Origin of the sequence: Marinimicrobium sp. LS-A18, from assembly GCF_000463525.1 — a bacterium.
Classification (GTDB): domain Bacteria; phylum Pseudomonadota; class Gammaproteobacteria; order Pseudomonadales; family Cellvibrionaceae; genus Marinimicrobium; species Marinimicrobium koreense.
This window is the reverse complement of sequence record NZ_AWEP01000002.1, coordinates 21,016-46,080: the sequence shown is the minus strand read 5'-3', so window position 1 is coordinate 46,080 and position 25,065 is coordinate 21,016. Positions and strand designations below refer to the sequence as shown.

Here is a 25,065-nt window from a genome sequence, read left to right as displayed (position 1 = left end):
TGCGGTTTTTTGAGCAGGGCCGCACAACAACCGCGATACCATTTTCATATATAACAAAGGTAAAACGGCATGAGATATAACCATAAGACACCTGTCTCCGACGCCCAACGTCGCGACAACACGCCATCGGTCAAACGCTCCCTGGGGCTATCCGCTGCCTTGGCGGGCATTCTGGCCTTTTCGGCCGGCACCGCCCAGGCCCAGCAGTGCCAGAACCTGGTCTGGAGTGACGAGTTCGACGGCTCCCAGTTAGACACCAGCGCCTGGGATATCCAGGAAGGTGACGGCTGCCAGTACGGTATCTGTGGCTGGGGCAACAACGAGCTGCAATCCTACAGCGCCAACAACCTTGACGTCTCTAACGGCACCCTCAAGATCACCGCCCGCAAGGAACGGGTCAAGGCTCTGAACTATACCTCTGGACGCATTCGTACGGCGAATATGCCGGCCAGCGGCCAGTGGACCAATGGCCGTTTTGAGGCGCGCCTCAAGCTGCCGGAAGGCCAGGGCCTGTGGCCAGCGTTCTGGATGCTGCCCACCGACCCGGACGTGGGCTGGCCGATGAGTGGTGAGATCGACATCCTGGAATCTACCGGCCAGGCGTCCATGCTCGCCCACGGCACCATTCATTACGGCGAACCCTGGCCCAACAACTCCTTTACCGGCGCCCATACCCTGAGCCAACCGGCGAAGTGGTCCGACGACTTCCATACCTACGCGGTGGAATGGACCCCCTTTGAAATGCGCTGGTACGTCGATGACATTCTCTACTCGACCATTTCCTCCTCTGACCTGGAGAACAGCAGCTGGTGGACCTTTGAAAACTACCAGTATCACTTCCTGCTGAACCTCGCTGTCGGCGGCACCTGGGGCGGCACGCCCGATGACAGCATCTTCCCGGTCACCATGGAGGTGGACTACGTTCGCGTCTATGACCAGGGCCAGCCGGCCATCGACGGACCGCACATTGTTGCTCCGAACGAGCAGGCCACTTACGAGCTGACCGGCGAAATCGGCACCGACAGCACCTATACCTGGAACGTACCGGCAGGGGCGACCTTATCCGGCCAGGGCACGGCAACCGCACAGGTAGACTACACCGGCGCGACGTCGGGCAACCTGTCCGTTGAAGTCTCCAACAGCTGCGGCACTCACACGCTGAACATTCCGGTATTCATTGAGCCGGACCACGGCGTTGAGACGGTTCTGGACGATTTCGATGGCAACAGCGCACTGACCTACACCAGCTATACCGGTACGTTTGATACCACCGGCGGTGTTCTGACTTATACCCGCGATGGCGCCAGCCAGTGGGATGTGATCGCCACCACCACCAGCGCCCTGCCGGATGTTGCGCCCTTCCTGACCGGCGATAAAGCCTTTGTCATGGACATCAACAACACCGACCCGAACCTGGTGGGCAAGCAGATCCTGGTTCAACTGGAAAACACGGCCACCGCCACGGCGGACAACTACCCCACCGGACGGCACAGCAAGTATGAGGCCTTCGTTGAGCATGCCAACGGAGCGCAGACCCTACGCTTCCGCCTGGCCGACCGCATCGACGGTGAAACCACCAACACTGATGTCGACTCCGTCATGTTCCTGATTGATCCGGATGCCTTTACGTCCGACACCTATGTGATCGACAACATTGCGATTCTGGGTGCCGGCGGTTCCACCGGTGGTGATGGTGGCACTGGCGACGAGCAGGCCAGCTCTGTTGTGGTCAGCAACGTCAGCACCGGCACCGAAAGCGCCGGACGCGGTCAGAAGTTTGGCACCGCCACCGTGACCATCGCGGACAATCTGGGCAACCCGGTCAGCGGCGCCACCGTAACCGGTGATTTCTCCGGCACCTGGAGTGAAACCCAGTCCGCCACCACCGATGCCAATGGCGTGGCCAGCTTCATTACCAGCACCAGCGCCAGTGGCGGTGTCACGGTCAACTTCTGTGTCAGCGACATCACCGACACAACACTGACCTTCGACAGCGCCAACAGCACTGGCACCTGTCAATAATCCCCGTTAAAGGGTCACACCTACCTGTCCGGTGACTTTGGTCGCCGGACAGGTTTCTCTCCCCCCGCTAATCTTCGACAACGGCTATCTCGGGCCCGCCCGAGCCACCGGACTGCTGCCATAAGGTAGCCCCCAACGTCCGGGCAATAGCGCGATAACGCTGACTGATCGCCGAATCCGCATCATCGGCCACCGTGGGTGTGCCGCCGTCAGTGGTTTCCCGAATGGACAGATCCAGGGGCAGCGACCCCAGCAGCCGGGTGTCGTAATCTCGAGCAATGCGCTCGCCGCCACCGGCACCGAAAATGTGTTCTTCGTGACCACAGTTGGAGCAGACATGAACCGCCATGTTCTCCACCACGCCCAACACCGGCACTTTCACCTTGCGGAACATCTCAATGCCTTTCTGGGCATCCAGCAGGGCAATATCCTGAGGAGTGGTGACAATCACCGCACCGGTAACCGGCACTTTCTGGGACAGCGTCAGTTGAATATCCCCGGTACCCGGCGGCATATCGACGATCAGGTAGTCGACATTGTCCCAGCGGGTCTGGGTCAGCAGTTGCTGCAGCGCGCCACTGACCATGGGCCCGCGCCAGACCATGGGGGTCTGCTCGGTGACCAGGTAACCCATGGAGATGGACTGAATGCCGTGGGCTTCGATGGGCACCATCATCTGTTTACCATCGACTTCCACCACCTCGGGCCGGCGCTGGCCTACACCGAGCATTTTGGGCTGACTGGGGCCGTAGATATCGGCATCGAGAATCCCCACCCGAGCGCCCTCGGCGGCCAGAGCCAAGGCGAGATTGACGGCGGTGGTGGATTTGCCCACCCCACCCTTGCCGGAGGCGACGGCGATGATGTTCTTCACCCCGGGGATTTCACCCCCGGTATTGGCGCCGCCCCGGGCGGGAATGGCCCAGTCGATATTGACCGCGACCGAGTCCACGCCGTCAATTGACGACACGGCTTCATTGACTGCCCCCGCCAATTCCTCTGCGACACCTTCGGCGGGGTAGCCCAATGTGAGAGAGATTTCGGCTTCTCCGGCGTCCAGGTGAATTTCGGGGGTCACGCCCAATTCACCCAAAGACAGACCTGCTGTGGGGTCTTTGACGGTTTTTACGGCGTTTTCGATGTTGGTTTGAGTTTGTTCAGACATAAATCCTGGATTCCATTGAGTTGCTGAGTGGCTTTTAGCCAGTCCGGCCTAGGTGGGAGGAAACCCATTGGAGACCCGCCGTGAATACATCCCTGTAGGCTTCTCGTCGGCTCCCTGCCTCCGAGAGTCTCCAATGGGTTTCCTCCCACCTAGGCCTCAGTGCCAACCTGGACGTAGGGTGGATAAGCCAAAGGCGTCATCCACCAAAAAACCGGCCAATTGTGAATTACCTTCGGTTGCGGCGGGTGCGCGCTTTGCGCTCCGAAGCGTCGGACCGACCCGCCCTACGCCGACACATGGCATGTACCAAGATGGAGGTTGCCCGCGTCTTACCACCTGCATTGCAAAGTGGCACTTAGGCAGCGAAGGGGGGATAGGGGTTGGAGACTCTCGGAGGCAGGGAGCCGACGAGAAGCCCCCATGGATGGGTTCACGGCGGGTCTCCAACCCCTATCCCCCCTTCGCTGCCGGACTTTACGACAACCACCCAAGCCATCAATAAATGAGTTTCAGTGACCACATTATTGCATCGAAACGGGAAAAACCAAGTGTTGTGGTCAACTTTTCCGGCTAACCCCCTGAAGAAACGGGCAAAATTTGCTATAGTGCGCCTCCTTTTTTCACCATCAGACGATCGCAGAGACCATGAGCCAAGCCGCCCGCAAAATCCTCGTGACCAGTGCCCTCCCCTACGCCAACGGCGACCTACACCTGGGGCACCTCATGGAACAGATCCAGACCGACATCTGGGTGCGGTTCCAGAAACTGCGTGGCCACGACTGCCTCTACGTCTGCGCCGACGACGCCCACGGCACCGCCATCACCCTCAAGGCAGAAGAACTGGGCCTGAGCCCCGAGCAACACATCGAACGGATGCACACCGCCCATAAAGCCGTGTCCGAAGGGTTTCTGATCCAGCACGACAACTACTACAGCACCCACTCTGCGGAAAACCGCGAGCTGGCCGAACTGATCTACACCCGCCTGGACGCCAACGGCCATATCGCCCGGCGCGAAATTACCCAGGCGTTTGACCCGGAGAAAGAGCTGTTCCTGGCCGACCGCTACATCAAAGGCACCTGCCCGAAATGTAAAACTCCGGACCAGTACGGCGATAACTGCGAGGCCTGCGGCGCCACTTACTCGCCCATGGACCTGATCGACCCGGTGTCCGCCCTGTCCGGTGCCACACCGGTGCCCAAGCAGTCCGAGCACTTCTTTTTCAAGCTGCCCGAGTTTGCCGACTTCCTGAAACAGTGGACCCGCGCCGGGCACCTGCAAGACGAAGTGGCCAATAAAGTGTCCGAGTGGCTGGATTCGGATCTGCACGAGTGGGATATCTCCCGGGATGCCCCCTACTTCGGCTTTGAAATTCCCGGCCAGCCCGGCAAATACTTCTATGTCTGGCTGGACGCCCCCATCGGCTATATCGCCAGCCTGAAAAACCTGCTGGACGCCCAGGGCAAAGACTGGAACGACTACTGGAAGCCGGACTCCGACGCCGAGGTGTACCACTTCATCGGCAAGGACATCATCAACTTCCACGCCCTGTTCTGGCCCGCGATGCTGCACTCGGCCGGTTTCCGCACACCGACCAAAATCTGTGTGCACGGGTTCGTGACGGTCAATGGCAAGAAGATGTCCAAATCCCGTGGCACCTTCATCAATGGTCAGACCTATCTGGACCATCTGAACCCGGAATACCTGCGCTATTACTTCGCCGCCAAGCTGACCGGTGCGGTGGACGATCTGGACCTGAACCTGGACGACTTTATCCAGCGGGTGAACAGCGACCTGGTGGGCAAGGTGGTCAACATCGCCAGCCGCACCGCCAAGTTTGTCCAGAAAAGCGGCGGCACCCTGGCAAACGACATCGCCGAGCCCGAGCTCTGGCAGCGTTTCGTGGATGCCGAAGCCAGCATCGCCGAGCACTACGAGAACCGCGAATTCAGCAAGGCCATGCGCGAAATTATGGCCCTGGCCGATGCCGCCAACGAGTACATCGCGGCCAAAGAGCCCTGGAAGCTGACCAAAGAGGAAGGCACCGAGGCCGAGGTGCTGGCCATCTGCACCCAGGGCCTGAACTGCTTCCGCGCGCTGGTCACCTGGCTCAAGCCGGTACTGCCGCAACTGGCCGGGAAGGCCGAGGCGTTCCTGAACGAGACGCTGGACTGGAGTCAGCCGCTGCGTTTCCGTGGCGGTGAGAGCATCGAGAAATTCAATCCCCTACTGACCCGGGTGGAAAAGGAGCACGTAGACGCCATGATTGAAGCCAGCAAAGAAGCCGCCCCGGCCCCGAAAGCGTCCGGCCCTCTGGCCGACGAACCGATTGCCGAGGAAATCGAATTTGGCGACTTTGCCAAGGTGGATCTGCGCGTGGCATTGATCGCCAAGGCCGAGCATGTCGAGGGCGCCGATAAGCTGCTGCGCTTGACACTCGACCTCGGGGGCGAAACCCGCAATGTCTTTGCGGGTATCAAGAGTGCTTATGCCCCGGAAGACATCCAGGGCAAACTGACCATTATGGTTGCCAACCTCAAGCCGCGTAAGATGAAGTTCGGCATGAGCGAAGGCATGGTGTTGGCGGCTGGGCCAGGCGGCAAAGATATTCATATTCTTGAGCCGCACAGCGGTGCCAAGCCAGGTCAGCGAGTGATGTAAGGTTGGGTGACGGCGGATGCGCTTCGCTTATCCGCCCTACGCGAACTGCCGTGGTATCCGTAGGGCGGATAAGCGAAGCGCATCCGCCGTAACCGTAAGGCGGCATAAGCATATGCTGAAACAGCCTAACCAGCCGGGGCTTTTAGATTGAAGCGCTCCCGCCGGTTAACGATAATGTGCGCCTTAGCGGGCGCACTTCCCAGGTAAGGACAGGCATGACCGAATTCGCCATCATATTGTTGAGCGCCATTCTGGTGAACAACTTCGTACTGGTTCAGTTTCTGGGACTGTGCCCCTTTATGGGCGTGTCCAACAAACTGGAAACCGCCATTGGCATGGCCGGGGCCACCACCTTTGTGTTGACCCTGGCCTCGGTGTGCAGCTACCTGATCAACACCTGGATACTGATGCCCTTGGACATCGGTTTCATGCGCACCATTTCGTTCATTCTGGTGATCGCCGTGGTGGTGCAGTTCTCCAAAATGTTCATCGAAAAAACCAGCCCCCTGCTGTACCGGGTACTGGGTATTTTTCTGCCCCTGATCACCACCAACTGCGCGGTACTCGGGGTGGCGCTGCAAAACACCACCAAGGACCATGGCTTTTTTGAGTCCACCGTGTTCGGCTTTGGCGCCGCACTCGGTTTCTCCCTGGTGTTGATTCTGTTTTCCGCCATGCGCGAACGCCTGGCCGTCGCCGATGTGCCGACCCCCTTCAAAGGCGCTGCCATCGGCATGATTACCGCCGGTTTGATGTCCCTGGCCTTTATGGGCTTTGGTGGTTTGGTCTAGCGCCAAACCGACCGTTCACCGACTGACTCGCATCGACTTATGCTGGATCTGATCGTACAAAATCCGATTACCTCGGCGCTGATCGCGCTCGGTAGCCTGGCGCTGATCTTCGGCGCCATTCTGGGCTATGCCGCCGTGCGCTTTCGCCTGGAGGAAGACCCGGTCATCCAGCAGATTGATGACCTTCTGCCCCAGACCCAATGTGGTCAGTGTGGCTACCCCGGATGCCGTCCTTACGCCCAGGCCATCGCCAATGGCGATGCCATCAACAAGTGCCCGCCGGGCGGCCAGGCCACCATCAACTCGCTGGCCGACCTGCTGGATGTGGAAGCCCCCACCCTGGATGCGGAGCACGGCGAAGAGTCCGAAGCGAAAAAAGTGGCGTACATCCGGGAAGACGAATGCATCGGCTGCACCAAGTGCATCCAGGCCTGCCCCGTGGACGCCATCATCGGCGCGGCCAAACAGATGCATACGGTGATTGCTGACGAGTGTACCGGTTGCGACCTCTGTGTTGAGCCCTGCCCGGTGGACTGCATCGACATGATCCCGGTGGAAACCGGACTGAACGAGTGGAAGTGGGCGAAACCGGCTCCGGCCGAAGCGCAGGCGGTCAACCTGATTGCCACTGATCGAGACACCACAGGTGAAGCGGCGTAATGGGTAGTTTAATCAAAGTGTGGGACATTCCCGGTGGCGTTCACCCGCCGGAGAACAAAGCGCAATCCCTGCAGTTGCCCCTGGCCAAGATGCCGCTACCGCCGGTGCTGACCCTGCCGCTGAACCAGCACATTGGCAAGCCCGCCAAACCGGTGGTACAGGTCGGCGATCGGGTGCTGGGCGGCCAACTGGTCGCGGAGGCCGAAGGCGTGTTCAGCGCCCGGGTGCACGCGCCCACCTCCGGCCTTATCAGTGCCATCGAAGATCGACTGATTCCTCACCCTTCCGGCTACTCGGCCCCGAGCATTGTCATCGACGTGGACGGCAAGGACGAATGGGTCCCGCTGGAGCGCTGCGACGATTACGACGCGCTGGATAAAAGCGAGCTGCTCGGGAAAATTCGCGGCGCCGGTGTCGCCGGTCTGGGCGGTGCGGGGTTCCCCACCTCGGTGAAATTGAGCCCGCGAGCGGACCACAAAATTCACACCCTGATCATTAACGGCACCGAGTGCGAGCCCTACATCACCGCCGATGACATGCTGATGCAGGTCAAGGCGGATGAGATTGTCGCCGGCACCCTGCTGCTGGCCAAGCTGCTTGATCGCCCGGACGCGCTGCTGATCGGTGTCGAGGACAACAAACCCAAGGCCATCGCCGCTCTTGAAAAAGCCGCCGAAGGCACGCCGGTGCAGGTGGTGTCTTTCCCGACCAAGTACCCGTCCGGTGGCGAAAAACAACTGATCCAGATTCTGACCGGCAAAGAGGTCCCCAGCGGCCAGATACCGGCCAGCATTGGTGTGGTGTGCCAGAACGTGGGCACCACAGTGGCGGCCTATCGGGCGGTGCGTTACGGCGAGCCTCTGGTGTCCCGCATTACCACCCTGGTGGGTGAAGCCCTGGAAACCCAGCGCAATGTGGAAGTGCTGCTGGGCACCCCCATCGAGTTTCTGCTTGAACAGCACGGCTTCGAGGCCAAAAAAGCCTCGCGCCTGGTGATGGGCGGCCCCATGATGGGCTTTGCCCTGCCGGAGCCCAGCGTGCCGGTGATCAAAACCACCAACTGCATTCTGGCGCCCACCAAAAAAGAATTGCCGCCACCTCAACCAGCCCAGGCCTGCATCCGCTGCGGTTTGTGCGCCGAGGCCTGCCCGGCAAGCCTGCTGCCGCAACAGTTGTTCTGGTACGCCCAGGCGGAAGATTACGAAAAACTCGAAGCGCACAGTCTGTTTGACTGCATTGAGTGCGGGGCCTGTTCTTATGTCTGCCCCAGCCATATTCCGCTGGTGCAGTATTACCGCGCCTCCAAAGGGGCCATTCGCCAGCAGCAGCACGAGAAAGAAAAGTCCGACCGGGCTCGTCGCCGCTTTGAGTTCCGGCAGGAGCGTATCGCCAAAGAGGAAGCCGAAAAGGCCGCGAAACGCGAGGCTCGCAAAAAGGCCGCCGAAGAAGCCAAGCGCAAGTTGGCCGAACAGAAAGACGACGCGCCGGCCGCCAAGGCCGACCCGGTGGCAGATGCACTGGCCAGGGCTCAGGCCAAGCAACAATCCCCCGAGGCGCAGCGGGCCAAGCTGGAACGCAACCTGGCCGCAGCTAAGGATCGCCTGGAAAAAGCCCAGCGCCCTCTGGAGCCAGGCGAGCCCGGTGCAGAGGTGACAGACGAGCAGCGTGAGAAGCAGAAAGCGCGCATCAAACAGGCGGAGCTCAAAGTCCGGGAAGCGGAAGAAAAGCTACAGCACCTGGCGCAAGGCAGCAGCGCACCGAAGGCGCCTGAAGCCAGCGACACAAAACCGGCCGACGATCCGGTCTCTGCCGCGATCGCCCGCGCTCAGGCGAAGATGAGCATGAGCCCGGAAGACAAGCTCAAGTCCAGCCTGGAGTCGCTCTACAAGCGCCTGGCGAAGGCCGAAGAAAAAGCCAAGGCGGCGCGGGAATCGGGTGATGACAAGGCGGATGCCTTGCAGCAGGGCGTCGACAAGCTCAAGCAGAAAATCGCCGACACCCAGCAGGAGCTGTCCGAGCTGGCGCCGTCCACTGTGGCCGAACCCAGCTCCGCGTCGCGCCATACCGACGACGTCGCCAGCATGGCCATTGAACGGGCCAAGGCGAAAGCCGCCGCGATGGAAACCATGAGCGCCGAAGACAAACAGCGGGCCCAGATTGAATCGCTCAAGGCCCGCATTGAGAAGGCCCGCCAGCGACTGGAAAAAGCCGAGGCGGAGCAGGACGAAAACGTGGACGCGTTTCGCACCGGCCTCACCAAGCTGGAAGACAAACTGCAACAACTGACCGAGGACCGGTAACCGATGCTGAGGGTCACTTCCCCGCACACACACAGCACCCGCAGTACCGGGCAACTGATGCGCCTGGTGGTATTCGCCACGCTGCCCGGTCTGGTCGCCATGACCCTGGCCTTCGGCTGGGGCAGCCTGTTCAATGTCCTTCTGGCCAGCGCGTCTGCCCTGGCGTTCGAAGCGCTGGTCATGAAACTGCGTGGGCGGCCGGTGCTGTTTTATCTGCGCGATTGCAGTGCCCTGGTCACGGGCGTGCTGCTCGGTCTGGCGCTGCCGCCCTATTGCCCCTGGTGGCTGGTGGTAACCGGCAGTGGCATTGCCATCATTCTGGCCAAACAACTCTATGGCGGCATGGGCTACAACCCGTTCAATCCCGCCATGGTTGGTTATGTGGTGCTGCTGATTTCCTTCCCGGTGGAGATGACCCAATGGGCCGCCCCGGCGGCGACCCTGGCTGAGGGCCAATCGCTGATGGGCCTGGCCGAGGGCTTCAAGCAGATTGTGGCTGGCGTTCCGGTGGACGGCTACACGGCGGCCACCCCGCTGGATGTGATGAAACAGAACAGCGGCCAGACCATGGCTGACCTGTACGCCAGTGATCCGACGCTGAGCGCCGGCTGGTTGGCGGGCGCCGGCTGGGAGTGGGTCAACCTCGGCTTCCTGCTCGGTGGCGCCTTCCTGCTGTACCAGCGGGTGTTCACCTGGCACGCCCCGGTGGCCATGTTGGTCGCCCTGACGGTCATGTCTGTACTATTCTTTGATGGTAGCTCGGCCAGCAATGGCTCGCCGATCTTCCACCTGTTGTCCGGGGCCACCATGTTCGGGGCTTTCTTCATCGTCACCGACCCGGTCAGTTCCGCGGTCAGTGTTCGTGGTCGGCTGGTCTATGGGGCCCTGATTGGCGTGCTGTTGTACGTCATGCGCGCCTGGAGTAATTACCCCGATGCGGTAGCCTTTGCGGTGCTGCTGGCCAACTTCGCGGCGCCGTTTATCGATTACTACACGCTGCCCCGCACCTACGGTCACACCAAGGCGCGCCGCGCGACCGAAAAGGAGGAACACTAGATGTTCGGTTGGTCGATTGGTAAAAACAGCCTGTTATTGGGGGCCTTCGCCCTGGTGACCGCCGGTGTGCTCGCCGGCACCTACCAGGCCACCCGGGAGCAAATTGCCGAGGCCGAGCGACAGGCAGCGGCCGCCGCGCTGCTGGAAATCATTCCCAGGGACCAGCACGATAACGACCTACTCTCCGACACCCTGCCGGTGCCGCAGGATGCGCTGGATACCCTGGGCCTGCGCCAGTCCGAAGCCATCCACCTGGCCCGCCAGGACGGACGGGTTGAGGCGGTGATTGTCCCCGCCATCGCTCCGGACGGCTACAGCGGCGCCATCCGGATGATTGTGGGGGTTCAACGGGACGGCCAGATCGCCGGTGTGCGGGTACTTACCCACAATGAAACGCCGGGGCTGGGTGATAAAGTCGACCTGAAGAAAAGCGACTGGATCCTGGGCTTTCACGGCCGCTCCCTCGGTAACCCGAGCGTGGAAGACTGGCGCGTGAAAAAAGACGGGGGCGCGTTCGACCAGTTCACCGGAGCCACCATTACCCCGCGGGCGGTGGTCAATCAGGTTCGACGCGTTCTGGAATTTGTGGACCAAAACCACGCGGTGCTCTTTGAGCAAGCGCTGGAAGATGCCCCGAACAACACCGCTGAAACCGCTCCTGAATCCTCTGAAAATACAGGCACGACGCAATGAGTGACGCCGCCGACTATCAAGCGATTTCCAAAAACGGCCTCTGGACCAACAACCCGGCGCTGGTACAACTGCTCGGGTTGTGCCCGCTGCTGGCGGTGACCGGTTCCGTGGTCAACGCCCTGGGGTTGGGCCTGGCCACCCTGTTGGTACTGACCAGCTCGAACATTGTTGTGTCCCTGATTCGCAAGGGCGTCAGCGATGCGGTGCGGCTGCCCGCTTTTGTGATGATCATTGCGGCCCTGACCACCTGCATCGAACTGCTGATGCGAGCGTTTACTTACGAGCTGTACACCATTCTCGGGATTTTCATTCCGTTGATCGTGACCAACTGCGCCATTTTGGGCCGGGCCGATGCCTTCGCCAGCAAGAACCCGGTGCTGCCCTCCGCGGCCGACGGGCTGATGATGGGCCTGGGCTTCATGTTTGTACTACTCGCCGTGGGCGCCGTGCGCGAACTGCTGGGCAACGGCACCCTGTTCGATGACATGCACCTCCTGCTGGGCGAAAGCGCCCGGAATTGGACCTGGCAGCCCTTCGAGCACTATCCCGGCTTTCTGGTGGCGGTGCTGCCGCCCGGGGCCTTTATTGTGACCGGTTTTCTGATCGCGCTGAAAAACAGCGCTGATGCGCAACTGAAGCGCCGGGAAGCCTTGCGTACCGCCAAGCCGGTCAAGGGCAGCAAGCGGGTACGCACCACCGGGAATATCAGCTAAGCCCACAAGCCCTACCGCCCGGTAATCTCTCGGCAGAGTGATGAAATATCCGTTAGACTTAGGGTCTACCGTTCATCACCTATCGAGGGATACGTCCATGTTCGACACCGAAAAAATCAATGAACTGATCAGTCTCTACGTCATACCCTGGTCGATCAATATCGTTACCGCCCTGCTGATTTTCATCATCGGTCGGATCGTCATCAGCATCCTGATCGGCATTCTTGGTAAGGTCATGGGTCGTACCAAGCTCGACAGCATACTGATTGAGTTTACCCAGACCATTGCCAAAGTCCTGCTGCTGATCTTTGTCATCGTGGCCGCACTGGACCAGTTGGGTGTGAACACCACCTCCCTGATTGCCGTTCTCGGTGCTGCCGGCCTGGCCATCGGTCTGGCCTTGCAGGGGTCTCTGCAGAACTTTGCCGCCGGCTTCCTGCTGCTGGTCCTGCGGCCGTTCAAAGCCGGCGACTATGTAGAGGCTGCCGGCACCGCGGGCATGGTGGAAAAAATCAGTATCTTCTCTACCATTCTGCGCACGCCCGACAATAAAGAAGTCACCATCCCCAACGGCGCCATCTACGGTGGGAATATCGTCAACTACTCCGCCCGGGACACCCGCCGAGTCGATATGGTGTTCGGCATCAGCTACGGCGATGACCTGAAGAAAGCCAAAGAAGTCATGATGGCCGCCCTCACCTCGGACGAGCGGGTACTGGAAGATCCGGCCCCCAATGTGGCGGTCTCGGCGCTGGCGGACAGCAGTGTCAACTTCATCGTCCGGCCCTGGGTGAAAACCGAGGATTACTGGCCGGTGTACTGGGATATGACGGAAAAGATCAAAGTGGAGCTGGAAGCCAACGGTATGAGCATTCCGTTCCCCCAGCGCGATCTCCATATCTTCAACGAAAAGTAAATGCAGGGCATCAATCAGATCAGAAAGGGCGTCTTTGGGCGCCCTTTCTCGTTTTTAGAAAGCGCTCTCTGCTTTGACCGAAATGAGAGCACTATCCAAACCGGCCCGCTCGACCAGAGGTGTGGCCAAGTTGATGTGCAGGACATTCCCCACCTTGGTTTTACTTGAGCTGAAACGAAGTCCGATGCCGACGTTTGACAGATGTGCGTTGGACTCACCATCAATCTGCGCTCCCCAGGTTCGGCCGGCATCAAAAAATGCGACTGCCCCCATACGTACAATATTGAACAGGTGCAGATCAGAAAAATAACGTCGCTCAATATTGAGCAAGTAGCGTCGATCCCCCCGCTGATAGTCCACCGGATAGCCCCGCAACCCATTGGCTCCACCCAGTGTCAACTGTTCAAACTGCTCCAGGTTTTCGCCAATGTCGTAGCGCAGCTTCAGATACCAACGATTCTGGTCGTCGCGGAACCAGTTGTAATTGACTTCCAGCCCCAGAACGCCACTGTCGATAGGATCGGGACTTTTGTAGTGGCGGCCGTCCAGCTCGCCATGTAGCTGCAGAATGTGGTGCTCTCCGACCCCGATCACGTTGCTGTAAGCGGCCTGGTAGCGAATCAGATCCCGATCGTTACCGAGCTGGGAGCCGCCATAACCGAGTCTCAGCCGGTAATTGACGCCCATGGCAACGTCTTCCGTGCGCTGGATCTGATTGAGGTTCTTGTAGGTGGCAAAGCGGTTTTCAATCACTTCCAGCCCCAACCAACCGTAATTGCCCTTGCGGTTTTCGGGAACCCCCAGCACCGTCTCATCCGAAGCGCTGAAAATATCCTCCTCTCGGGTGATACCCAGGCGCCAACGCCGGGTAAACCGCTCATCGGCCCGGGCCGCCACCCCGAAGTAAATCTCACTGTCTCGAGTGCGGTGCCGGAACTCGTTGATATCCTCGCCCCCCTCACGAATGGTGCGAACCTCAGCTACATCCTCCGTGAAGCCACCGGCCGCCCAGGGGGTTTCCAGCGAGTAGAAGGGCCGCTCAAGACTGAAGGCTTTATCCTCCCCGTCACTCTTTTGTGCGTAATACAGCCGGGTCGCCAAACGGGTTTTCATAAAGTGGTCGGTTTTATACTCGTAACCGACACTGGAGCGTTCAATATTTTGCGAATAACGAAGGGCAATCGCATCGCCGGTACCCAGAAAGTTCCCATCTTTAAGGCCGATGCCGGATTCGGTTTCGCCGCCTTCATGCTTGAACGTCAACTCGGGTTCGGTCACCCAGGAGTCGCGCGTAATGACCCTCAAGTCAATATAATCCGGGCAGACCACATCGGGAACGATATAGGCACTGGTCAGGTAATTGCGGCTGCGCAGAATCCGCTCGGATTCCGCCACCAGATTTTGACGCAGCGAATCCCCCTCTTGCAGCAATAACTGGCTGGCGATGACGGGTTCGCGGGTGTTGATATGCAGGCGGTTGAAGCCACGGTACAGCCAGTTGTTTTCGGCGGGGTCCGACTCATCAAAAATGGCCCGACTGTCAAACTGAATACGGCGGATGGTTTTGCCTTCGTGCTCATTAAAAGCATCGAACACAAGGCGACTCTCCCGCTGCTCCGCGAGGTCGCGATACTCATACTGAAAGTGCTCGCAGGCCTGACCGCCCTCACCGGCCACCGTGTCCGTACTCACGGGCGTCGCCTGTACCAGCCCGGGCAGACAGCAACTGCTGAGCAAGCACGCTAATCGCCGCCAGTTTGGCACTACAGGACGCGATCCGAGCAAAAATCGGTGACTACCTGGCTTCCATATTTTCACAACAGTTATAATTCTCGCCCACCGGGATGCCTGCCAGGCACCCATTCAACAATAGACCCCATCATATACCGGAAGAAACCGCAGCGTCACGGATAAACTTGGCGGACAGAGACGGAGCACCCACTCACGGCGCTTGGACCGCAGAAACGCCCCGGGGTTGCGCGTCCGAGTCAGTGGTGAAGGGAATGATCAGCGTCGGGGTTATGGCCCTCGCCCCCGTGACCGCCGCCGACGGCCGGCCACAGAGTCCAGAGACCAAACAGAATGATGGCCAGAGCCATGAAGACCCGCAAGCCACGCCGCTGGAGCAGCCGGGTCAGTTGCTGTGCCATTACCCCCGCCGCCAGCACCGCCGGCAGGGTACCCAAACCGAAGGCGAGCATAGTCCCGCCGCTGGCCCAGACATTGCCCTGGGCCAAGGCATAAGCCAGGGCGGTGTACACCAGCCCACAGGGTAACCAGCCCCACAAGGCGCCCAGCAACAGCGCCTGGGGCGCGCGACGAACCGGCAATAGGGATTTTCCCAGCGGCTGGAGCCGGCGCCATACCACGGCGCCCCCTCGCTCCAGCCAGGTCAGCCCACGCCACCAGCCCGCCAGGTACAGCCCCATGGCAATGAGCAACAACCCGGCGAGCAGGCGCAGCACCGGATCCAGTGGCGCGATGCCGCCGGCTACCAGGCCGGCCAGAAATCCCATCAGGGTATAGCTGGCAATGCGTCCAACGTTGTAAGAGAGCAGCAGTTGCCAGCGACGCCCCCTGGCTTCGGCGGGAATTGCGGCGGACAGCGCGCCCATGATACCGCCACACATGCCCAGACAGTGGGCACTGCTGAACAGCCCTAACATCCAGGCCGCCAACCAGCCTCCCCACACCGACGCGTCGACCGCCATCACGAACCCTTCCCATCGGTCTGGTCGTCGGACTCAGTACGCCTTCCAGAGGTCTTTTGAGCGGTGCGTTGCGCCTCATCGGGCTCGTCATCGTCAAACAGAATGCGGTGGGCTTCGGTATCCAGGTTGTCGTACTGGCCACTCTTGATCGCCCAGAAAAACACTTTCAGGGCAATGGCGACAAAAATCAGGGCGATGGGCACCAATAAAAACAGACTTTCCACATCAACCTCCTGTGCGCAGGGCAAGCCCGGTGGCGGGCGCCCGGTGCAGGCGCAGCGCGTTGAACACCACCACCAGTGAACTGCTGGTCATGCCAATGGCGGCCAGCCAGGGCGGCACCAGGCCGGCGGCGGCCAGAGGCAGGGCCACCACATTGTAGCCCAGCGAAAGCAGCAGATTCTGCCGGATCACCTGCCGGGTGCGTTTGGCCAGCTCAAAGATGCCCGCCAGGACAGCCAGATCGGAATTCAGAAACACCGCATCCGCCCTCGTCTGGGCGAGATCCGAGGCGGACGCCATGGCCACGGACACATCCGCCGAGGAGAGCACCGGCACATCATTGATACCATCGCCCACCATCACCACCTTTTCCCCGCGCGCCTGCACTTCCTGCAGACGCTGCAACTTGTCCTCGGGGCGGGCCCCGGCGGTGTAAGTGTCGATTCCGAGGGTGTCGGCCAGGCGCGCCACCGCGCCCGAGGAGTCTCCGCTCAGCAGCTCGAGGGCCAGACCGCGGGCACGCAGGGTCGATATCAGTGCCTGGGCGCCAGGGCGCAGCTCGTCCTCCAACGAGAACCAGACCAGCGGTCCCCGGGTGTTGCTCAGCAGTAACCACAGTGCCTCATCATCCGGTGGCGTCGGCGCTTCGGTCGCCTGATACAGGGCCCCGGCAAACGCGGCACTGCCCAGGCGATAGCGTTCGCCATCTACCGTACCTTCGACTCCGGCCGCCGTATATTGGCGAGTCTCTTGTGCTCGGAAGTGGTCGAACCAGGGACGAAAGGCCACCGCCAGCGGGTGCCGCGCCGGCGCCTCAAGCGCACCGGCGATGGCTAACCAGTACTCGTCGGGGTGATGATCCTTAGCTCGGGACACATTCTTCACCGACTGCAACGAGAACTGCCCCAGTGTCAGGGTACCCGTCTTGTCCAGAATGACCCGATCAACCTTGGCCAGGGTTTCCAGCACATGGCCGCGGGCAATCAGAAAGCCCCGTCGTCGCAAATTGGCGGTGGCGGCAGTCAGCGCCGTAGGCATCGCCAGCGCCAGGGCACAGGGACAGGTCACCACCAACACCGAGAGGGCTACCCAGAATGCGCGCTCGGGCTGGATCAGCATCCAGGCGCCCCAGACCAGGGCAAACACCACCAGCACCGCGCCTACAAAGTAGCGGGCCACGGTATCGGCCAGAGCCACCTGGCGGGGTTTTTCCGCTTCCGCCTGCACCACCAGGCGCTCGATGGCGGACAGCTGGGTGTCACCACCGACGGCCGTCACTTCAAGCTCGAGATCGCTCTCCCCGTTCAGGGTGCCACCGACCACCCGATCGCCCGGCCCCTTGGGTATCGGCCGGGACTCACCGGTCAACAGCGCTTCCACCACATCGCTCTGGCCCTGAATCACCCGTCCGTCACAAGGGAAGGTCTCGCCGCTCTTGACCCGCACCCGGTCGCCGAGTGTCAGGGTTTTGACCGGCACCGACACCTCTTTACCCTGCTCAAGCCGCCGGGCGCTGAGTGGCATCAGCTGCGCCAGATTGCCATAGGCCAGGCGGTTGCGATGCCGGGTGCGCATTTCGAGATAGCGCCCCACCAACAGGAAAAACGTAAACATGGCGATGGATTCAAAGTAGACATCCCCCCGCCCTGTGATGGTCGCCCAGGCGCTGGCGCCATAGGCCAGTCCGATGGCCAGGGCCACCGGTACATCCATGATCAGCTGCCGGGCCTTGAGACTGCGCCAGGCGGCCTGAAAAAACGGCGCCGCCGAAAACCAGACCACCGGCGTGGCCACCAGGAAACTGAGCCAGCGCAGAAACAGTTTCCACTCGTCCACAGCGCCGGTGTACATGCCCACCGCCACCATTCCCGCCTGCATCATGCCAAACCCGGCCACCCCCAGGCGCAGCAGGGCCTGACGGTTTTCCTGTTGCGCCAGGGCACGGTGAGCCTCGTCGGTGGCCGGTCGGGGGCGGTAACCAATGCGCGCCAGTTCGGCCATCAGTTCGCTGAGCGGCTGCTGGTCGGCATCCCAGGTGAGGGTGCAGCGGTGGGTGGTGACATCGACGGACAACTGCCGGACGGCGGGGCTACGCTTGAGGTGGGTTTCAATCAGCCAACTGCAGGCGGCGCAGGTCATGCCCTCCAGTAACAACTGGGCGCGGCGTTCACTACCCTCCCCCGCGCTGACAAAATCCGCCTGCAGTGCTTCAGTATCGTATAGCTGCCACTCGGCCGCAACGACGGCAGTTTCATCGGGGCGCTCGCTGGCTTCCGAGCGGTATTGGTAGAAACGTTCCAGACCGCCATCCACGATGGCCGTGGCTACCGCCTGGCAGCCAGGACAACACATGGACTGGCGCTCACCATTGATGGTGACCGCAAAGTCCGCCGTTTCAGGGACCGGCAGGCCGCAGTGATAGCAGGGACGCTCACTCATGAAGTCGACTCGGGCAAGGCGAAGGAAGCGTTAGGGTGCGCGATCGGTGGGACGAAGCTCAATCCGGTTGCCCTGATCGAAATGGATTTCGCCGCGCAGGAGCCACTCGGCGGAGCGCATCTGAGAGGCATCATGGTCCGGCAGCAGCGTCAGATAGCGGCGGTGGCTGATCGCCCGGGTCAGATCCCCGCGATAGTGACCATTGCGTACTTTCTGCAGCAGCACTCGCTGATCCTGATCCGCGTTAACCGGGTGTCCGACCAGAAGATGCAACACCTCTGGCAGGGCCCCGTCACCCGATAAACTCAGCAGAACTTCCCCGGTAACCGGATCGAACACCACCTCAGCGGCAAGATTGAGTGCCCGGGCCCGGGCCTCCTGCTCAAAGCTCTGATTGATGGTGCGGCCCTGCTTGTAGTAGTTGTCCACTACCCGGTCATCGGCATAAAACACCGACACGGTCACAAAGCTCAGGGACACACAGATCACCACCATCAGCGGCGACATGACAAACCAGAACCAGGGTTGCCGATACCAGGGTGCGACGGGCGTCTTGTCGGTCATAGTCAACCTTTGCATTGAGGCTGGCACTACTGATCGCGCAGCGCCGGGCCAATAAACGTGGTGGTATGTTCGGTGTAGATTTCCGGGTTTTCCCGCGCCTCGACGCGCAGAGTCACTGAGGTTTTCACGGTATCCAGAGCCTCTCTGGGCACAACCACCCGCACCGGCAAGGTCAATACCTCCCCTTCGCTCACCGGCAGGGGCCGATAACCTTCCAGCTCAAACGGGTAGTCGCCACTGACCGAGAGGTCGTAGATGTGCGTGTCGCGGTCCTTGTTGTTGATTTTCAGGGTGTAGACGTTCTCCACGTCGGGGCCACTGATCCGGTACATCCGCATGCCCCGATCGCGTAATACGTCCAGGCCAACGGGCAGACGGGCACTGAGCGCATAGGTGAACACACTGAACATGACCAGCAACACCGCACCGTAACCCAGGAGCCGGGGCCGGAACACTTTGGTGTGGCCTTTTTCAATGGCATCTTCGGTGGTGAAACTGATCAGACCGCGTGGGTAATTCATGCGATCCATCACCTGATTACAGGCATCCACGCACAAACCACAGTCGATACAGTCGGCCTGCAGACCGTCGCGGATGTCGATATCCACGGGACAGACTTGCACACACCAGGAACAGTCAATGCAATCGCCCAGCCCTTTCTCCCCGGGATCATCGGAGGGCTTGCGCGGACCGCGCGGCTCACCGCGAACGTAGTTGTAGAATACCGTCAGGGTATCTTTGTCGTACATCACCGACTGAAAGCGGGCATAGGGGCACATGTACTTGCACACCTGCTCGCGCATAAAGCCGGCGTTCATATAGGTGGCTGCGGTAAAAAAGAACACCCAGAAGGCCGCTGCCGGGTGGACATCAATAGCCACCAGCCCGACCAACAATTCCCGTATGGGTAAAAAGTACCCCACGAAGGTGAGCCCGGTCACCAGGGCAATCAGCAGCCAGATACCATGCTTGGCGCCTTTGCGAGCCATTTTCTCCGGCCCCCAGGGCTGCGCATCGAGCTTCATACGTTTATTGCGATCGCCCTCGCACAGAAACTCGGCCCAGATGAACATCTGGGTCCAGACCGTTTGCGGGCAGGTGAAACCGCACCAGACGCGGCCCACCAGGACTGTGACGGTAAACAGCATGAAGGCGGCAATAATCAGCAGCCAGGCGAGAAACATGCCGTCCTGGGGCCCAAAGCTGAGCCACAGAACGTGAAAGCGCCGTTCGGGAAGATCGAACAGCATGGCGGGACGCCCGTCGATGACCAGCCAGGGCATCAACAGGTAAGCGGCCAACAGCGGCAAGCCGGTGTAGCGGCGCAGCTTCTGGTAGAAGCCGGTAATGCGCCGCATATACACCTTATCATCGGCCTCATAGAGGTTTACATAGCGTATCCCTGTATCCTTTTCCTGCTCCGTTTTCTTACTCTTGTTCGTCATAGTTCAGTGACAGGCTGTAGACGTAGGCGGCCAGAATATGAATCCGGTCGTCTTTGAGCAGTTCGCCCTGGGCGGGCATCACACCGTTGCGACCGACCCGCAGCGTCTGGCGAATGTCGCTCGGCTCGCCGCCGTACAACCAGACATCATCGGTGAGGTTGGGCGCGCCCAGATTGATATTACCGGTGCCATCGGCTCCGTGACAGGCAGCACAGTTGCGCATGAATTTCTGCTCACCGGCGGACGCCAGTTCAGCATCGTGCTCACGGTCACCCATGCTCAGAACGTACTCAGTCACTTCGGCAATACCCTGCTCACCCAGGCTCGCACTCCACGCCGGCATGGCCGCTTTGCGCCCCTGTACCAGCGTCTGCTTGATACGCTCGGGGGAGCCCCCCCAATGCCAGGCATCGTCGGTCAGGTTCGGAAAGCCCCAGTTCCCGCCACCGTCTGAGCCATGGCAGACCGCGCAGTTATTGGCGAACAGACGCAGGCCCATTTTCATGGCCTGAGGATCCCGTGCGAGCTCCTCAATGGGGGTTTGGGCGTACTCACCGAACTGCTCGGAGAAGCGCGCCTGTGCCTGCTGCTGGTGACCGCGCAACTCTTTCTCCTGCGTCCAGCCCAACACCCCGGGGAAACTGCCAAGGCCCGGGTACAGAATCAGATAGACGCCCGCGAAAATGAAGGTGGCAATAAACATCTTGAACCACCAGCGCGGCAGCGGGTTGTCGTATTCCTCAATACCGTCATACACATGCCCGGTGGTGCGGTTTTCCGGGTCTTCGTCATCCCGTACCGCGACCTTCCGGTTGGCGAGCAGCACCCACAGCAGCAGCGCCAGATTGGTGAGGGTGAGGACAATAATCCAAAGGCTCCAAAATGTACTCATAATCAGTTCCGCCTGTCAGTCTCATCACCGGCGTGATGATCCGCCTGTTCATTCTGTTCCTCGGAGTCGGGCGACTCCGAAGCTTGTTTGTTCTGGTCTTCATCGGCAAAGGGCAAATTGGCCGCGTCATCAAAGCGCTTTTTCCGACGTGGCGAGAAAGCCCACCAGCAGATGCCGATGAAAGCGATGGTTACCAGAACCGTTGATATTGCGCCCAAGGTACCCTGATCCATAAATCACCGCTTCTCGGTCAGCAAGGTGCCCAACTGCTGCAGGTAGGCGACCAGGGCATCCATTTCCGTCACGCCCTTGACCTCTTCACCCGCACCTTCGATATCCTCGTCGGTATAGGGCACACCCACTTTGCGCAAACCGCGCATTTTCGCTTCGGTGTGTTCGCCGGTCAGCTTGTTGTCATACAGCCAGGGGAACGCCGGCATGTTGGACTCCGGCACCACGGTGCGTGGATTGTACAAATGGGCTTTGTGCCAGTCGTCAGAGTAGCGACCACCCACGCGCGCCAGGTCCGGCCCGGTACGTTTCGAACCCCACAGGAAGGGGTGTTCATAAACATGCTCGCCGGCCACCGAGTAGTGCCCGTAGCGCTCCACTTCAGCACGCAACGGACGAACCATCTGGGTGTGACAGACGTGGCAACCTTCACGAATATAAATATCGCGCCCTTCAAGCTCCAGCGGGGCCAGGGGTTTCAGCCCGGCCACCGGCTCGGTGGTTTCCTTGAGGAAGAATTGCGGCACGATCTGAACCAGACCACCGAAGCTGATGGCAACGACCATCAGCACGGTCATTAAGCCAATATTTTTTTCAACTACATCATGATATTTCATGGACCGCTCCCTTAAACCGCTTGAGGCTGAGTCAAGTTGTCTTCACCCGCCACGGAGGTCGAGCTCGCGGCAGTGCGCCAGGCATTGAGGGCCATCAGCAACATACCAGACAGGAAAATGGCACCGCCCACGAAGCGTACAAAGTAACCCGGGTAACTGGCGATCACCGATTCAATAAAGCTGTACGTCAAGGTGCCATCGGCGTTGAAGGCGCGCCACATAAGCCCCTGCGTGATGCCGTTGACCCACATGGAGGCGATGTACAGAACCGTGCCGATGGTCGCCAACCAGAAGTGGATGTTGATCCACTTGACGCTGTACATTTCCTTTTTGCCAAACAGGATCGGCAGCAGGTGATAAATGGCGCCAATGGAAATCATCGCCACCCAGCCCAGGGCACCGGAGTGCACATGGCCGATGGTCCAGTCGGTATTGTGGGACAGGGCGTTCACGGTTTTGATGGACATCATCGGCCCCTCAAAGGTGGACATGCCGTAGAAGGACAGTGACACCACCAGGAAACGCAGGGTCGGGTCAGTGCGCAGCTTATGCCAGGCACCGGAGAGCGTCATGATACCGTTGATCATTCCGCCCCAGCTCGGCGCCAGCAGGATCAGGGACATCACCATGCCCAGACTCTGGGCCCAGTCCGGCAGCGCGGAATAGTGCAGGTGGTGGGAGCCGGCCCAGATGTAGACCGAGATCAGCGCCCAGAAGTGAACAATGGACAACTGGTAGGAGTACACCGGGCGATTGGCCTGCTTGGGCACGAAGTAGTACATCATGCCCAAGAAGCCGGCGGTCAGGAAGAAGCCCACCGCGTTGTGACCATACCACCACTGAATCATGGCATCGGCCGCACCGGCATAGGCCGAGTATGACTTGAACCAGGCCACCGGAATGGCCGCGCTATTGACCACGTGCAGTACCGCAACGGTGAGAATGAAGCCACCATAGAACCAGTTGGCCACATAGATGTGGGAGGTTTTGCGCTTGGCAATGGTGCCGAAAAACACGATGGCGTAACTGATCCAGACCACCGCGATCAGGATATCAATCGGCCACTCCAGTTCCGCGTACTCCTTGGTACTGGTCAGCCCCATGGGCAGGGTGATCGCGGCCAGAACGATGACCGCTTGCCAGCCCCAGAAAGTGAACGGCACCAACCAACCGCCAAACAGCGGCGTCTGACAGGTCCGCTGGACCACATAGTAAGAGGTCGCCATCAGGGCGCAGCCGCCGAACGCAAAAATGACCGCGTTGGTGTGCAGGGGCCGAAGCCGACCGAAATGGGTAAACGGCTGCACCAGATCATTCAGTGCTGGCCATACCAGTTGTGCCGCGATCAACACGCCAACCCCCATCCCGAAGATGCCCCAGACAATCGTCATGATGGAGAACTGACGCACGACTTTATAGTCGTACACCGGATGATCCCCGGCCGCTGTCAGATTACTACTCATAGGTCTTTCCCATTATTGCAGATCAAATTGTTATTCCACCCAGCGTATACGCACACGGGCACCGAGCCGACAACTCGGGCGGGCGTCTGGCGCGGGCATTGTCGCGCAAAGCGCAGCCAGCCTTCTTGACCTCAGTCAAAAAAACGCGGTTCGTCAGTCGTTGTGGAATTGTTATTAGTGGTGGGTTGCCCCGCAAAGCGGGGCAAAGCCGGGGCGCTCGCCCCGGGTATTAACGCAGTTTGCGGCCCTTATTGGCGGCAATGCGCATGCGCAGGGCATTCAGCTTGATGAAGCCTTCCGCATCTTTCTGGTCGTAGGCGCCGGCATCGTCCTCGAACGTGGCGACTTTCTCGTCGAACAGACTTTCCGCCGAACGACGGCCCACAACGTGTACGCCCCCTTTGTACAATTTCAGACGGACGTCACCGTTAACGTGTTCCTGCGTCTGATCGATGGCAGTCTGCAGCATCTGACGCTCCGGGCTCCACCAGTAGCCGTTGTAGATCAGCTCGGCGTACTTGGGCATCAGCTCGTCCTTCAGGTGAGCCACTTCGCGGTCCAGGGTGATGGATTCGATCGCCCGATGCGCCTTCATCATCACGGTACCGCCGGGAGTTTCGTAGCAGCCGCGGGACTTCATGCCCACGTAGCGGTTCTCTACGATATCCAGGCGACCGATGCCGTTGTCACCGGCCACCTTGTTCAGGCGCTCCAGCACGGTGGCGGGTGACAGACGCTCGCCATCAATGGCCACAATATCGCCTTTCTCGTACGTCAGGTCAATATAGGTGGGCTGATCCGGGGCCGCTTCCGGGGAGACGCTCCAGCGCCACATATCTTCCTCGGCTTCGGTCCAGGGGTCTTCCAACACACCGCCCTCGTAGGAGATGTGCAGCAGGTTGGCGTCCATGGAATAGGGCGACTTTTTCTTGCCCTTGGAGAAATCCACGGGGATGTTGTGCTCTTCGCAGTACGCCATCAGCTTGTCGCGGGAGTTCAGGTCCCACTCGCGCCAGGGGGCGATGACCTTGACGCCGGGCTTGAGGGCGTAGGCGCCCAGCTCGAAGCGCACCTGATCGTTGCCCTTACCGGTGGCGCCGTGGGAGATGGCATCGGCACCGGTCTCATTGGCGATTTCGATCAGGCGCTTGGAGATCAGCGGCCGGGCAATGGAGGTGCCCAGCAGGTACTCGCCCTCATAAATGGCGTTGGCGCGGAACATCGGGAAGACGAAGTCGCGCACGTATTCCTCGCGCAGATCGTCGATGTAGATTTCCTTCACACCCAGCGCCTGGGCCTTGGCCCGCGCGGGCTCCACTTCTTCACCCTGGCCGATATCGGCGGTGAAGGTCACCACTTCACAGTTGTAGGTTTCCTGCAGCCACTTGACGATGACCGAGGTGTCCAGGCCACCGGAGTAGGCCAAAACCACTTTCTTGATGGATGACATAGAGTGCTCCCGCTGAGAATCAGTACTTCATGGAGGTTTCACGCCCTGGGGACG

21 protein-coding genes are annotated in these 25,065 nt (G+C 60.2%); 9 read left to right on the top strand and 12 right to left on the bottom strand.

Features of this window, described 5'->3' with window-relative positions:
- The first annotated feature begins 69 nt into the window (after positions 1-69).
- The gene (locus N645_RS17305) at positions 70-2,022 is read left to right on the top strand and encodes a family 16 glycosylhydrolase (RefSeq protein ID WP_081665757.1); all 1,953 of its coding nucleotides are present in this window, start codon (positions 70-72) and stop codon (positions 2,020-2,022) included.
- Positions 2,023-2,089: 67 nt separating this feature from the next.
- On the opposite strand, the gene apbC is transcribed toward N645_RS17305, so the two are convergent.
- A complete protein-coding gene (gene apbC / locus N645_RS0100190) occupies positions 2,090-3,187 on the bottom strand; it encodes an iron-sulfur cluster carrier protein ApbC (protein ID WP_024459492.1) in 1,098 nt (365 codons plus the stop codon).
- Positions 3,188-3,832: 645 nt separating this feature from the next.
- Here apbC and metG point away from each other — a divergent pair.
- From metG to N645_RS0100150, 8 genes are all read left to right on the top strand, one after another.
- Positions 3,833-5,848 (top strand): methionine--tRNA ligase, encoded by a 2,016-nt coding sequence (gene metG, locus N645_RS0100185; RefSeq protein ID WP_024459491.1) that lies wholly within the window; start codon positions 3,833-3,835, stop codon positions 5,846-5,848.
- A 215-nt stretch (positions 5,849-6,063) separates the two neighbouring features.
- Positions 6,064-6,639, top strand: coding sequence for an electron transport complex subunit RsxA (gene rsxA / locus N645_RS0100180; RefSeq protein WP_024459490.1), 576 nt, complete (start codon positions 6,064-6,066; stop codon positions 6,637-6,639).
- A gap of 39 nt (positions 6,640-6,678) precedes the next feature.
- A complete protein-coding gene (gene rsxB, locus N645_RS0100175; protein ID WP_024459489.1) occupies positions 6,679-7,299 on the top strand; it encodes an electron transport complex subunit RsxB in 621 nt (206 codons plus the stop codon).
- Entirely contained in the window at positions 7,299-9,599 is a 2,301-nt protein-coding gene (gene rsxC / locus N645_RS0100170; RefSeq protein WP_024459488.1) for an electron transport complex subunit RsxC, read from the top strand. The genes rsxB and rsxC overlap by 1 nt, the downstream gene beginning before the upstream one ends.
- Before the next feature lie 3 nt (positions 9,600-9,602).
- Positions 9,603-10,655, top strand: coding sequence for an electron transport complex subunit RsxD (gene rsxD / locus N645_RS0100165; protein ID WP_024459487.1), 1,053 nt, complete (start codon positions 9,603-9,605; stop codon positions 10,653-10,655).
- Positions 10,656-11,348 (top strand): electron transport complex subunit RsxG, encoded by a 693-nt coding sequence (gene rsxG, locus N645_RS0100160; RefSeq protein WP_024459486.1) that lies wholly within the window; start codon positions 10,656-10,658, stop codon positions 11,346-11,348. It abuts the gene before it with no gap.
- Entirely contained in the window at positions 11,345-12,061 is a 717-nt protein-coding gene (locus N645_RS0100155) for an electron transport complex subunit E (protein ID WP_024459485.1), read from the top strand. The genes rsxG and N645_RS0100155 overlap by 4 nt, the downstream gene beginning before the upstream one ends.
- Before the next feature lie 97 nt (positions 12,062-12,158).
- The gene (locus tag N645_RS0100150; protein WP_024459484.1) at positions 12,159-12,977 is read left to right on the top strand and encodes a mechanosensitive ion channel family protein; all 819 of its coding nucleotides are present in this window, start codon (positions 12,159-12,161) and stop codon (positions 12,975-12,977) included.
- A 54-nt stretch (positions 12,978-13,031) separates the two neighbouring features.
- Here N645_RS0100150 and N645_RS0100145 read toward each other — a convergent pair whose 3' ends face one another.
- The 11 genes from N645_RS0100145 to N645_RS0100095 all read right to left on the bottom strand — a co-directional run bounded on the left by N645_RS0100145 (position 13,032) and on the right by N645_RS0100095 (position 25,011).
- Positions 13,032-14,669, bottom strand: a complete 1,638-nt coding sequence (locus tag N645_RS0100145; RefSeq protein WP_024459483.1) for a hypothetical protein — start codon at positions 14,667-14,669, stop codon at positions 13,032-13,034.
- A 296-nt stretch (positions 14,670-14,965) separates the two neighbouring features.
- On the bottom strand, positions 14,966-15,688 hold the full coding sequence (locus N645_RS0100140) for a sulfite exporter TauE/SafE family protein (protein WP_024459482.1): 723 nt from the start codon (positions 15,686-15,688) through the stop codon (positions 14,966-14,968).
- The gene (gene ccoS / locus N645_RS0100135) at positions 15,688-15,912 is read right to left on the bottom strand and encodes a cbb3-type cytochrome oxidase assembly protein CcoS (RefSeq protein WP_024459481.1); all 225 of its coding nucleotides are present in this window, start codon (positions 15,910-15,912) and stop codon (positions 15,688-15,690) included. The genes N645_RS0100140 and ccoS overlap by 1 nt, the downstream gene beginning before the upstream one ends.
- Before the next feature lies 1 nt (position 15,913).
- Positions 15,914-18,349, bottom strand: a complete 2,436-nt coding sequence (locus N645_RS0100130) for a heavy metal translocating P-type ATPase (RefSeq protein ID WP_024459480.1) — start codon at positions 18,347-18,349, stop codon at positions 15,914-15,916.
- 30 nt (positions 18,350-18,379) lie between these two features.
- A complete protein-coding gene (locus N645_RS0100125) occupies positions 18,380-18,913 on the bottom strand; it encodes a FixH family protein (protein WP_024459479.1) in 534 nt (177 codons plus the stop codon).
- A gap of 26 nt (positions 18,914-18,939) precedes the next feature.
- Positions 18,940-20,358 carry a cytochrome c oxidase accessory protein CcoG gene (ccoG, locus tag N645_RS0100120; protein WP_024459478.1) on the bottom strand — a complete coding sequence of 473 codons (1,419 nt, stop codon included), beginning with the start codon at positions 20,356-20,358 and terminating at the stop codon, positions 18,940-18,942.
- Positions 20,342-21,250: a cytochrome-c oxidase, cbb3-type subunit III gene (ccoP, locus tag N645_RS0100115; protein ID WP_024459477.1), complete on the bottom strand. Its 909-nt coding sequence runs from the start codon at positions 21,248-21,250 to the stop codon at positions 20,342-20,344. Before ccoP ends, ccoG begins: the two co-directional genes overlap by 17 nt.
- Positions 21,251-21,252: 2 nt before the next feature.
- The gene (locus tag N645_RS0100110) at positions 21,253-21,483 is read right to left on the bottom strand and encodes a CcoQ/FixQ family Cbb3-type cytochrome c oxidase assembly chaperone (protein WP_024459476.1); all 231 of its coding nucleotides are present in this window, start codon (positions 21,481-21,483) and stop codon (positions 21,253-21,255) included.
- A 3-nt stretch (positions 21,484-21,486) separates the two neighbouring features.
- A complete protein-coding gene (gene ccoO / locus N645_RS0100105) occupies positions 21,487-22,098 on the bottom strand; it encodes a cytochrome-c oxidase, cbb3-type subunit II (RefSeq protein WP_024459475.1) in 612 nt (203 codons plus the stop codon).
- An 11-nt stretch (positions 22,099-22,109) separates the two neighbouring features.
- The gene (ccoN, locus tag N645_RS0100100; RefSeq protein ID WP_024459474.1) at positions 22,110-23,561 is read right to left on the bottom strand and encodes a cytochrome-c oxidase, cbb3-type subunit I; all 1,452 of its coding nucleotides are present in this window, start codon (positions 23,559-23,561) and stop codon (positions 22,110-22,112) included.
- A gap of 229 nt (positions 23,562-23,790) precedes the next feature.
- The gene (locus tag N645_RS0100095; RefSeq protein WP_024459473.1) at positions 23,791-25,011 is read right to left on the bottom strand and encodes an argininosuccinate synthase; all 1,221 of its coding nucleotides are present in this window, start codon (positions 25,009-25,011) and stop codon (positions 23,791-23,793) included.
- Between the last annotated feature and the right edge of the window lie 54 nt (positions 25,012-25,065).